The following is an 11,744-nucleotide window of genomic DNA, read 5'->3' as shown; positions in this document are numbered from 1 at the left end:
TTCGTGCTGTTTTGCGGCACGATCACCTTGCGTTCATCTTTGGCGGGGCATGGTGCCCCCGTACTCGTGTTCGACTTGCACATAAGGCGAAGCGAGCATTACGCTGGCGATGATCGTCAGTTCTATTTTTCTCTTTTGGGGGACGCCATGAAAAAGACCTTCCTGACCGCCATCGCTATCGCCGCTGTCGCCAGCACCGCCGCCATCGCGCAAGATTACAGCCTGAACCCGAATTTCGGCACGTACTCGCTGAATGCAGGCTTTCTGCCGGATCCGTCTGAAGTGAACATTGTCGCAGGCGGCTCCATCAACGCCTCTCGCCTGGGCGGCAGCTGCGCCGGCAACATCTCCAACGCGCCTGACGTGCGTCTGCAGTGGTCGGGCGGTCGCATGACCATCGGCGCGCGCTCGGGTTCGGACACCACCCTTGTGGTCAACGGTCCGGACGGCAGCTGGTACTGCAATGACGACGCCAACGGCCTGGACCCGGCCATGGTGTTCAACCAGAGCGGCCAGTACGACATCTGGGTCGGCACCTATAATGGCGGCACCGCCTCTGCAGTGCTCTACGTCACCGAATACTAAGGCCTTTCGTCCTTATCGACTGACAGGAAGCGGCGCCCGTCTCGGGCGCCGCTTTTTTGTGCGCCACAGCCGAGCAAGCGCCATGCAGGCCGCTTTTTCGCCACAGGACCGGGTTTGCCCCTGTTTCGCCACGACAATCCGTCTAGTCTGTCGTCTGGTCCGTTTCTGGAGATTTGCCATGCCCCGCACCCTCCTTGTCAGCCTGACCGCGCTCAGCCTTGTCGCCTGCGCCTCAAGCCCCGGCCCCGTTTACGGCCCGGCCAGCGCCTATTCCAATGGCGCAGGCTATTCGGACTACCGGATTGAAAATGATCGCTGGCGTATCCGCTATACCGGCGCGCGCGGTCAGGATGAGGATGATCTCGAACGGCTGGCCCTGCGGCGCGCAGGCGAGCTTGCGATTTCCAATGGCTATGACTGGTTCACCGTGGTCCACCGCCAGGTCGACACCGAGGGCGATGAAAACGAGCGTCCGGTGCGCGTCGGCGGTTCAATCGGCCAGACCTTTGGCTCAGGCGGGTTTCGCGGTTCCAGCGTCGGCATCGGCATCGCCATCAATCCCGGCGCCGGCCAGACCGAGACCGAACTGAGTCTCGAGATCATCGCCGGACGCGGCGAGCCCCGCCCGGACGGCGCCTATGACGCGGCGCGCATGGCCAATCCCGCCGGCGCCTACGCCCCAGGCGCCCTTTAGGGCCTGACTTGCGAAATCCCGCGAACCGGTCGACTTTCCTGGACTAATGATCACAGCAAAGAGGCGGGCATGCGCGCTCTATGGCTCACCGGACCGCTCGCCCTGGTCGCTCTGACCGGGTGCGCCGTCACCTCAGACGCCTTTGTCAGCCCGCCGCTCAGCGCCTACGGCCCCGCCAGCGCCAGCGTGGACGGGCTGGGCTATGACGCGCTGCGGACCGGGCCTGACACCTGGCGGGTCTGGTACACCGCCCCGGCACGCACAGACGACGCGCAAGTTGAGCAGTTCGCCCTTCGCCACGCCGCCGAGACGGTTCACAACGCCGGCTATGACTGGTTCCGCATCCGTTATGATGCGACGCCGCGCCATGCAGACGGCTATCGCCCAGTCAGCCGCTCGGGCGACATCACGCCCGCCTATGTGGACGAGGTGGAGCGCGCCGGGCCGATGGGGCTGGTGCGCAACTGGATTTTCCGTGAAGGCCCGCAAGGCCAGATCACTGCAATCCTTGACGTGCAAGGCGGTCGAGGCGCGCGTCCTGGCGGCGCTCATGATCCGGTGGTGATCATCGGCTCTTATCCGTAATCGCGGACGAATGACACAATTGCGCTTGCTCCCCGTCCCGGCTCGCGTTTGAACAGACCCATGACAGACGCGCTCGCAGACAAGCTGATCGACGGAGATCGCGCCGCCCTCGCCCGCGGCATTACTCTGGTGGAGTCCACGCGCCCCGAGCACCAGGCTCGCGCGCGGAATTTGCTCACCCACGTCATGGACCGCACCGGCAAGGCCTGGCGTGTGGGTCTGACGGGCGTGCCCGGCGTGGGCAAGTCCACCTTGATCGAACGACTGGGCGGGCATCTGACCGCGCAGGGCCGCAAGGTCGCTGTGCTCGCGGTGGACCCATCTTCATCGCGAACCAAAGGTTCCATTCTGGGTGACAAGACACGCATGGGCGCGCTGGCGGTTGATCGAAACGCCTTTATTCGCCCCTCGCCCAGCGCCGGGTCCCTGGGCGGAGTCGCCCGCAAAACCCGCGAATCCATGTTGCTGTGCGAGGCGGCGGGCTATGATGTGGTCATCGTGGAGACGGTGGGCGTGGGCCAGTCTGAAACGGTGGTTGCAGACATGGTGGACGTGTTCGTGGCCTTGATGCTGCCCGGCGCCGGCGACGAGCTGCAGGGCATCAAGAAGGGCCTTCTGGAACTGGCTGAAATCCTGTTCGTGAACAAGGCTGATGGCGAAAACGACACCCGCGCCCGCCGCGCCCAGCGCGACCTGGAAGCGGCGCTGCATCTGTTCGCGCCGGTCAGTCCGCACTGGAGCCCTGCGGTTTTACGAGGTTCAGGCCTGACCGGCGACGGCGTTGAAGCGCTGTGGGACACGGTCAAGAAGCACCGCCAGGCGCTCGAGAACGCAGGCGCCTTGGACGCCAAACGGTCAGGCCAGCAAGTGCGCTGGCTCTGGTCGATGGTGGAAGAACGCGTCCTGCAGAGCTTTCACGCGGATCCTGACATCAAGAAGCTTGCGCCAGAACTGGAACGGGCGGTCGCGGAAGGACGCCTGCCCGCCAGCGAAGCCGCAGAGCGGCTGTGGCGGGCCAACAAGCACTGAGATGTCTCAAGGCGCCTAGGCGGACAGCGCTTTCGCCTGCCCCACCCAGTCATCACGCTCAATGCGGCCGCGACCGTTGATCATGTCATCCATGCGCGCCACATCGTCCGCCGTCCAGTTCGCGATCTGGGCCAGCGAGGTCACGCCGTTCTCAGACAGCTTCGCCGCCGCTTTCGGGCCAAGTCCTTTGATCTTGGTGAGATCATCGCTGACCGGCGCGGTCTCGGTTTCGGGCTCGGGGGCGCCTGACGTCTCAGCAGACGCGCCTTTTTCGGTGGGGGAGACCAGATCCGGCGCCGCCTCCTGCAGCAAATCAGCGGCGCGTTTTTTGGGCGCCGCAGGCTCGGCCTTGACCGGTTCGGCGTCCAGAGTCGCGCTCGTCGCGTGACTGTGCGGCCCCTGGGCCGGCTCAAGCAGGCCGCGCGGGCCGGACTTGGGCGTCTCGTCGGACTTGCCGTGCAAAATCCAGCCTGTCACCACGCCGCCAATAAAGGCCAGCAGCAACAGGATCCACATATTCCAGATCAGCCACATCATCAGCCTTGTTCCTCTTCCAGTTCGGCGGTCATGGGGTCAGGGGCGGCACGCGGGGTCAGCCGAAACTGCATGGCGTCCTGAGCGCCCAAGGGCGCCGCTTCGGCCAGGAAATGCGCACGCTCGACCCCGGCTTCCGCCATGGCGTCCGCAGCCGCCTCGCCGCGCATCAGAGCCAGACCCGCTCCTTCATCGCCAGATTCGTCGGCGCGCACGGCGATGATCAGATCCCCTGCGCCTACACAGGCGGCGTAGACTTCGCCAGCGCGACGCAAGGCGGCGCGGCTTTCATTCGTCAATGTGTTGCGGCCCGGCGCGAAGGCGATCGGGCGCCGCCCCAGCGCGCCCTTGATCAACAATTCACACAGGCCAGCATCACTCAGTTCCGTCTGGTAGCTTCCGCCATCGGCGCGTACGAGCGCCGCGGCTTGAAAGCCGACGGGCGCATCCGCAAACAGGCTCCGCACGTCACGTGCTGCTGCCGGGCTCGGCGCCAAGCCGGTCAAGGCCGCCCGGTCGCGCGTGACAAGCCCGGCTCCGGCGTCCAGCTGCCCCAGCGCCTGAATCATGTCTGACACCATGCGTTCCCAGCCTGCCGGCGCCCCGCCTGGGGCAAGCCTGAACTGGACATCCACCCGCCCAGAACTTTCCTCACGCGCCAGGTCCGCCAAGCGTTCGCCTGTTTCCGCATCAGGGATCAGACCTTCCAGACGCATGCGACCGCCCGTCAGGTCGAGCCGCAAAGCGAAGCTTTCCGCTTCACCGGGCAAACGGGTCTGATCATAAACCTCCGTCACGCCGCCAGCGACGACGCCCCCGGCCCAACTGGCGGTGGCGACGGCCTGTAACGCCGAATCGCGCGCCTGACGCGACGGCGCCAGACCACTGAGCGTGGCGGTTTGCCCATTGATCTCGACCCGCGCCCACTCATCGGCACGCATGGCGTACAGCGCATCATCCGCAGCGCCCTGAAGGCGCTCTTCAAGCACCTGTGCAGACATGGGACTGGCGTGAATGGCGACGCCCCCGAGCACCAGGAACACTGCGCCGGCGATGAGAGCGGCTTTTCGACGTGGAGACAGCATGGCGGCGATCCGGAATCGGCGGCTGAAGGAGTGCGATCATACGACCTACTCCCAAGGATGGAAAAGCTTAATCCTCCCCAAAACTGAACGGCGCGGCGCCGCGCAGGTGGGGATCGACACGTAAGGCGCGTTGCATAGGGGGAAACGCACGGACGGCGCAATCGTTCCGGTCACACAGACGGCAAGACAAGCCAATGGGCGTGTAGTGCTGGCCAGGCTCGTAGACGATCCGGTCCGCATCACTGACCTCGCACCCCACAGCGACCGCATTCAGCGCCGCTCCACCATCCGGGAGTGGCCGTGCAACCGCGCGAGAGATGGAAATGAACCGGCTGCCATCTGTCAGCTCGAGCCCCTGCACATGCAGTTGTTCCGGCGTCCGGAACACATCAAAAAGGCGCCAGCGGACACACCCGCCCCCTGATCGTGCAAACGCCAGGACACCGCCGCCGAAGCGCTTGGTCACATTGCCGGCCTGATCGGTCCGGATCATGAAAAACGACACGCCCCGGGCTCCCGGGCGATGCAGCGTGGTCAGGCGATGGCAGACCTGTTCAAAGCTCACTTCGAACCGTCGGCGCAATGCGTCGATGTCGTACCGGCTGCGTTCGGCCGCCTCGAAAAAGGGCTGGTAAGGCATCATCAGCGCCGCAGCGGCGTAACTCGCCAGGGTCGAACGCAACATGGCGCGCGCATCATCACTGAGCCCCGCCGCCCGATGCGCTTCCTGATCGAGCACATCGCCCAGCTCGAGATTGACCAAGGTCACCGCCAGGTGAAACACCCGCCCCGCCGGCTCCAGCAAATCGGACAGCAGGAGCTTGCGCGCATGAAAGTCAAACCGTCGCAGGGCGCCGCCCATAACAGCGTCGTCATACAGGCGCACAGCGGCGCCGTGAGATGACTTCAAGCGCGCAGTCAGCGCCGCACCAAGATCTGAGCTTTCGTCCAGGCTGGCGCGGAACCGATCGCAGGCGTCTTCTATAGCGGGGAAATAGTTTGACGCGGCGTCCAGCGCATCGCGCACTTCTTCGAGCGGGCTCAGAATGGACGCCCCCTCCTCCCCGGTCGCGCGCAGGGCCAGATCGGCGGCGGCGGCGTTGCTCTCCCGGTAGGCCTGGTGAAGCTTCGCCAGCGCTTCAGCGGCGCGGGGGTGGGCGTCCGCCAGCTCCTGCACGTCGCGCGCGTCCAGGTCCGCGCTTTTCAGTACCGGATCTGCAGCAGCTTCCTTGAGATCCGCCAGAAGCTGACGATCGCTTTCAGCGGCGAAGGCGCGCACATCCACATCAAACACGTCTGCGAGCGACAACAGGACACGCGCCGTGACGGGCCGCTGATTGCGCTCCAGCAAATTGAGATAGCTGGCGGAGACATTGAGGCTCTCGGCGAATTGGGCCTGGGTCTGGCCCAGCTCCTTGCGGAGGCGACGCAAGCGGGCGCCGGCGAAAAGCTTTTCCTGAGAGGCGCTCATTTGTAAGCTTTATTACATCCATACACAGTGACAAGTGTGTATCGTATACCTCGTATCCTCTTTTTATGCAATGAGGTCATGGCCACGCTGCAGCTGCGTTGTAAGGTCGTTGACAACAAACCTTGCCAAAAAGGGGCAACCCCGATGACCACTTTCTACGATCTGGTTCCCGCCGCCGCCAAAGGCCGCTTTGACGGCATCGAGCGCAATTACACCGCTGATGACGTTCTCAAGCTGCGCGGCTCCGTGCAGATCCAGCACACCCTCGCCGAGCGCGGCGCAGCCAAGCTGTGGGAGCTGATCAACAATGAGCCTTACATCAATGCGCTGGGCGCCCTGTCGGGCAACCAGGCCATGCAGATGGTTCGTGCGGGCCTGAAAGCGATCTATCTGTCAGGTTGGCAGGTCGCCGCCGACGCCAATGTCGCCGGCGCCATGTATCCCGACCAGTCTCTGTATCCGGCGAACTCCGCCCCGGAGCTGGCGAAGAAAATCAACCGCACCCTTCAGCGCGCCGACCAGATCGAAGTCGCTGAAAATGGCGAAGCCAGCCGTGACTGGTTCGCGCCGATCGTGGCTGACGCTGAAGCCGGTTTTGGCGGCACGCTGAACTGCTATGAGATCATGAAGGCCTTCATCGAAGCGGGCGCTGCGGGCGTTCACTTCGAAGACCAGGTCGCCGCGGAAAAGAAATGCGGACACCTGGGCGGCAAAGTGCTGATCCCGACCAGCCAGCATGAACGCAACCTCAACGCCGCACGCCTGGCCGCCGACGTGATGGGCACGCCGACCTTGACCGTGGCCCGCACCGATGCGGAATCCGCCACCCTCATCAACTCTGATGTGGACGAGCGCGACCATGAATTCATCGATTATGACGCTGGCCGCACCGCAGAGGGCTTCTACCGCCTGAAGCCGGGCATGGGCGTGGACCACTGCATCAAGCGTGGCCTGGCCTACGCCAAAGTCGCCGATCTTCTGTGGTGGGAGACCTCCAAGCCGAACCTGGATGAAGCCAAGCGCTTCGCCGAGGCGGTGCAAAAGAAATATCCCGGCAAGATGATGGCGTATAACTGCTCGCCCTCTTTCAACTGGGAAGCCAATCTGGACAAGGCCACCATCGAGACCTACCAGCGTGAGCTGGGCGCGATGGGCTACAAGTTCCAGTTCGTGACGCTGGCGGGCTTCCACCAGCTTAACTACGGCATGTTCCAGCTGGCCTCGGGCTACCGGGATCGCGGCATGGGCGCTTATTCCGAACTGCAACAGGCCGAGTTTGGCGCCGAGAAGGATGGCTACACCGCCACCCGTCACCAGCGCGAAGTGGGCACCGGGTATTTCGACCTCGTGAACATGACCCTGTCAGGCGGCAAGGCGTCGACCACCGCTATGGGCGCGTCGACCGAAACCGACCAGTTCAAGACCGACGCAGCGGAGTAATCCGCTCAATCGACCTCAGAGCTTGCGTTGGTGGACACGCAAGCCCTGACTGAGGGCGCTGTGGCGGGCCGCTGGATGCCCGCCCGGCGCTCTCAAGCATTTCTGGACCCGAGTTTATGCCAGCTCTGCTTCTCCAACTGACCAGGAGACCGTCATGACCCCGGTTTGTGATTTGTGCGACGCGTTCCCAGAGGCTGTTCAAGTGCTCGAACCCGCCCTCAAATCGTATGGCGGCGAACAGGCTTTTTATGGCCAGGTGGAGACCATCCGCACCCATGAAGACAATTCTCGCGTCCGCGAGGCTGTGTCTGAACCCGGCTCGGGCCGCGTGCTTGTCGTTGACGGGGGCGGATCATTGAAACGATCATTGCTGGGCGGCGATCTCGCCGGCAAAGCCGCAGCAAACGGATGGGCGGGCGTGATCGTCAACGGCGCCGTGCGCGACGTGGCTGAGCTGGAAGCGGAATCCCTGGGCGTGCTCGCCCTGGCGCTGATCCCGATGAAAACCGAAAAGCGCGATCTTGGCGTTCGCGGCGTCCCGGTCACTCTGGCGGGCGCTGTCGTGCGCCGCGGCGACTGGGTTTATGCTGACCGTGACGGCGTCATCGTCTCCGCCGAGCCGCTACATCTGCAAATCTGAAACCAAAGGAGCGCCTCATGAGCGTCGCACCCGAAGGCCTGGTCATTCAGGGCCCGATGAAGCCCGGTTTTGAAGAGATTCTCACCCCGGACGCGCTGGCCCTGCTCGCCGACGTCCATCGCCGTTTTGACGATGAGCGCCTCTCGCTCTTGCAAGAGCGGCTGAAGCGCCAGGCGCGTCTGGATTCAGGCGAGGAAGTTCTCGATTTTCCGGCTGAGACCCAAGCCATCCGCAAGGGCGACTGGACGGTCCCCGCCGCCCCTGCCGATCTTCAGGATCGCCGGGTCGAGATCACCGGCCCTGTGGATCGCAAAATGGTCATCAACGCGCTCAATTCCGGCGCGAAATGCTTCATGGCCGATTTCGAGGACGCTTCGACCCCATCCTGGGAGAACATGGTCGAAGGCCAGATCAATCTGCGCGACGCCAATGCGCGCACAATCGGTTTTACAGATGAGAAATCCGGCAAGTCCTATGCCCTGAAGGAGGACCCTGCAGTTCTCATCGCCCGGGCGCGCGGCCTGCATCTGGATGAAGCCCATGTGACGGTTGACGGAGCGCCGGTGTCCGGCGGCTTCTTCGACTTTGTCCTCTATCTCTTTCACAATCATGCCAGCACGGCGAAAAACGGATCCGGCCCCTATTTCTACATCCCCAAGCTGGAAACGCGTTTTGAGGCGCGTCTCTGGTCGCTGGTGATCCGCCATTGCGAAGAACATCTGGGACTTGAGCGCGGCACGGTGCGCATCACGGTGCTGATCGAGACCTTGCCGGCGGCCTTTGAGCTCGACGAAATCCTCTACGAGCTGCGCGAGAACATCACCGCATTCAACGCCGGGCGCTGGGACTATATTTTCAGCTATATCAAACGGCAGAAATCCGATGGCGGCAAAGTGCTGCCCGATCGCGCCCAGGTGACAATGGCCGCGCCCTTCATGGCGGCCTACGCCCAGCGCGTGATCGCCGTCTGCCATCGCCGGGGCGCCCACGCCATGGGCGGCATGTCCGCCTTCATCCCCGTCAAAGGCGATGACGCCGCGAATGAAGCAGCCGTTGAAAAGGTGAAAGCGGACAAGACTCGCGAAGCCAGCATCGGCCATGACGGCGCCTGGGTGGCCCACCCCGCGCTGGTCCCGGTGGCCATGGCGGCGTTTGACGCCGTGATGCCCGGCCCGAACCAGCTCGATAAAAAACCAGAGGTCAAAGAGGACCGCGGCGCGCTGACCGAGCCCTGCGAAGGCACGATCACCGAGGCGGGCCTCTACGGTAATGTTGATGTGGCCATCCGCTATATCGCCAGCTGGCTGCAAGGCCGCGGCGCCGCGCCGATCCATAATCTGATGGAGGACGCCGCCACCGCCGAGATCTCCCGCGCCCAGCTCTGGCAATGGCGCACCCATGGGGCGAAGACCGATGACGGCCAACTGATCGACGCCGCGCGCATCAAGGCCGTGATCGCCAAGGCCTCTGACGCTATCAAGTCAGAAGTCGGCGACAACGCCTGGGCCGGCGGACGTTTCTCCGAAGCCGCAGACATCCTGGCGGAGCTGGCGCTGAGCGATACGTTCGAGGAATTCCTCACCCTGCCCGCCTACCAGAAAATCCAGTCTCGCTGAGCGGGGCGGCATAACCGATCAAGGGCGGCCGTTCGGCCGCCCTTTTTCGTTCAGAGGCCGGGCTCCTGCTTAGCCACACCGCAAAAGACAAGGGCCGGAGCTTTTGCTCCGGCCCTCGCCGTCCTCCCTGACTGGTCATTGGTCGCCAATCAGTTGGTGTGTGATTTTACCACTCCGTACGCAGAGTCAAACCCCAGGTTCTCGGAGCGCCCATGAAGGCGCCGAAACCGCCGGATTGAGCGAACTGATCGAACGCCACCTGAGCATAGGCTTCATCCGTCAGATTGCGGCCCCAGGCCTCGACTGACCACAGCCCGTCAGGATTGGAGAGACCCACACGCGCATTCAGGATGGTGAAGGCGTCCTGAACCTTCTCAGGGTCGAGGTCAGAGCCGGTGTTGTACTCGCTGACATAACGGGCATCCAGGCTCGCAAGACCCCAGACTTCGCCAAACAGCGGACGCTCGTAGATCACCTGTGCGGTCAGGAAGTTCTCCGGTGACAGAGAAATTTGTTGGCCTCGCAGGTTCGGCGCTGTCGAGGCTTCATCGCCATATTCGGCGTTCACGTAGGCGTAGCCGCCGGTGATATCGAGGCCATCGATCGGCGTGGCGTAAGCAAAGTCGATCTCAACACCATAGCTTTCAATGCTGGCGATGGAATCCACCACGAAGGAGATGCCCGTGAAGGTGTTGAGCTGGAAGTCCTCAACCTCTTGATAGAAGGCGTTGGCGTTCAGCTGCAGCACATTGCCGAAGAGTTGGGATTTGAAGCCAACTTCATAAGCATCAATGATTTCAGGCGCGAAGCCGGAATCCACATCAGTATAGCCAAGGGTGGGATCAAGCGGACCATTGAAGGAGCGGTCCAGGTTGAAACCGCCGGCCTTGAAGCCGCGCGAATACCCCACATACCCCATGACATCGTCAGAGAAATCATAGGTCAGGCGGACCGTACCCGAAACTTGCTCGTCGGTGCGCTCACGGTCATAGCCGGTCTGGTCCAGAGCCGTCCGGGCGTAGGGCAGACAGATATTGCCCGCCGCTGTAGCCAGTCCGGAAATGGACGCCGCCGGCAAGCCTGCAGCCGTAGCCGCCGCCACGACACCTGCGACAGGGTCCGGGCCAAACGCCGTTTCCAAGGCGCCGCAAGCTGCCGGGCTATCGGTATTGAACGTGGCGAACACATTCTTGGTCTCATGCGTATAACGCAGACCCGCCGTCAGGCTCAGATTGTCGGTCAGACGGTAGGTGTTGTGGGTGAACAGAGCCCAGCTTTCCGCCGTCTGGTCATAGACATCGCCAGCGACGCCCGTTCCCCCGGGGATAGCGGAGCCCGGCGCCGGAATCGGCAGCGTGCCCTGCGCGCCCGGCACCCCGATCAGCGCTGCGACCGGCGCCAGACCCGCCATGGCCTGAAGCGTTGCGGACACACCTGCAGGGGTGCCCAGCGGCGGCACGGAACCCGCCGTCAGAAGGCGGCCAAGATAGCCTTCCCAGTCATCCCCGAAGCGGATCGCGTCGCCGAGCTCAAGCTCTTCATGAGAGAGGAAGCCGCCGACCAGCCAGTCCAGATCGCCCCAGATGCCCGTCAGGCGCACTTCCTGGGAGAAACGATTGAGATCGGTGTAGTTGCCGTCCGCGCGATAAGCGATATCCGCCGTGGAGTAATCAATGTCCTGGGTGCGGCTGTTTTCCCAGCGGCGCCATGAGGTCACGGAAGTCAGAGTGCCGATCGGCATCTCGATGTCGAACTCTGCGGAAATGCCCTGGTCTTCGACTTCCTGGGCATATTCGCGGTTTGCGAATGCTACGCGCGCCTCAGGGTCGGCAGGCTGCAGCACCTGGCCGCCAACAGAACCGACAAAGACAGCCGGCGTCGCTGCGTAATCCCACTGCACAGCCGAGCAGCACAATTCATCCCGCTTTGAGTAATCGACGATGAAGCGGCCTTCGACGGAATTGCTCGGCGTCCATAGGGCTTGCGCGCGGAAGGTGTAATAATCCTGGGTTTCAGAATCAGTGACTTCTGCCGGACCGTTGCCGTCATCCAGAATCAGTTGCTG

11 protein-coding genes are annotated in these 11,744 nt (G+C 63.3%); 7 read left to right on the top strand and 4 right to left on the bottom strand.

The genetic code is table 11. The features are described 5' to 3' along the window. The 4 genes from B3M53_RS06840 to meaB form a co-directional block, all read left to right on the top strand. Positions 1-585, top strand: a 585-nt coding sequence (locus B3M53_RS06840; protein WP_286800008.1) for a hypothetical protein, incomplete at its 5' end; no start/stop codon positions are given. 178 nt (positions 586-763) lie between these two features. After that, on the top strand, positions 764-1,279 hold the full coding sequence (locus tag B3M53_RS06835) for a CC0125/CC1285 family lipoprotein (RefSeq protein WP_160091949.1): 516 nt from the start codon (positions 764-766) through the stop codon (positions 1,277-1,279). 69 nt (positions 1,280-1,348) lie between these two features. Then, on the top strand, positions 1,349-1,864 hold the full coding sequence (locus B3M53_RS06830) for a CC0125/CC1285 family lipoprotein (RefSeq protein WP_273020333.1): 516 nt from the start codon (positions 1,349-1,351) through the stop codon (positions 1,862-1,864). Positions 1,865-1,924: 60 nt separating this feature from the next. Beyond that, complete coding sequence (gene meaB / locus B3M53_RS06825; RefSeq protein WP_286800007.1) at positions 1,925-2,893, top strand: methylmalonyl Co-A mutase-associated GTPase MeaB; 969 nt, start codon at positions 1,925-1,927, stop codon at positions 2,891-2,893. A 15-nt stretch (positions 2,894-2,908) separates the two neighbouring features. Here meaB and B3M53_RS06820 read toward each other — a convergent pair whose 3' ends face one another. The 3 genes from B3M53_RS06820 to B3M53_RS06810 form a co-directional block, all read right to left on the bottom strand. Continuing rightward, entirely contained in the window at positions 2,909-3,430 is a 522-nt protein-coding gene (locus B3M53_RS06820; protein WP_273020331.1) for a helix-hairpin-helix domain-containing protein, read from the bottom strand. After that, entirely contained in the window at positions 3,430-4,512 is a 1,083-nt protein-coding gene (locus B3M53_RS06815; RefSeq protein WP_273020330.1) for a hypothetical protein, read from the bottom strand. Before B3M53_RS06815 ends, B3M53_RS06820 begins: the two co-directional genes overlap by 1 nt. A gap of 67 nt (positions 4,513-4,579) precedes the next feature. Then, the gene (locus B3M53_RS06810) at positions 4,580-5,983 is read right to left on the bottom strand and encodes a helix-turn-helix domain-containing protein (RefSeq protein ID WP_160091953.1); all 1,404 of its coding nucleotides are present in this window, start codon (positions 5,981-5,983) and stop codon (positions 4,580-4,582) included. A 144-nt stretch (positions 5,984-6,127) separates the two neighbouring features. On the opposite strand from B3M53_RS06810, the gene aceA reads away from it, so the two are divergent. From aceA to aceB, 3 genes are all read left to right on the top strand, one after another. Further along, complete coding sequence (gene aceA, locus B3M53_RS06805) at positions 6,128-7,423, top strand: isocitrate lyase (protein WP_022701911.1); 1,296 nt, start codon at positions 6,128-6,130, stop codon at positions 7,421-7,423. Between the two features lie 154 nt (positions 7,424-7,577). Then, positions 7,578-8,063 (top strand): ribonuclease E activity regulator RraA, encoded by a 486-nt coding sequence (rraA, locus tag B3M53_RS06800; RefSeq protein ID WP_160091954.1) that lies wholly within the window; start codon positions 7,578-7,580, stop codon positions 8,061-8,063. A gap of 17 nt (positions 8,064-8,080) precedes the next feature. Beyond that, entirely contained in the window at positions 8,081-9,679 is a 1,599-nt protein-coding gene (gene aceB, locus B3M53_RS06795; protein ID WP_160091955.1) for a malate synthase A, read from the top strand. 166 nt (positions 9,680-9,845) lie between these two features. On the opposite strand, the gene B3M53_RS06790 is transcribed toward aceB, so the two are convergent. Continuing rightward, a partial coding sequence (locus tag B3M53_RS06790; protein ID WP_286800004.1) for a TonB-dependent receptor occupies positions 9,846-11,744 on the bottom strand: 1,899 nt, incomplete at its 5' end.

The organism is Oceanicaulis sp. UBA2681, assembly GCF_002354675.1.
In the GTDB taxonomy this organism is placed as follows: Bacteria; Pseudomonadota; Alphaproteobacteria; order Caulobacterales; family Maricaulaceae; genus Oceanicaulis; species Oceanicaulis alexandrii.
Note: the sequence above shows the minus strand (reverse complement) of the source record. Positions and strands in the feature narration are given on the sequence as shown.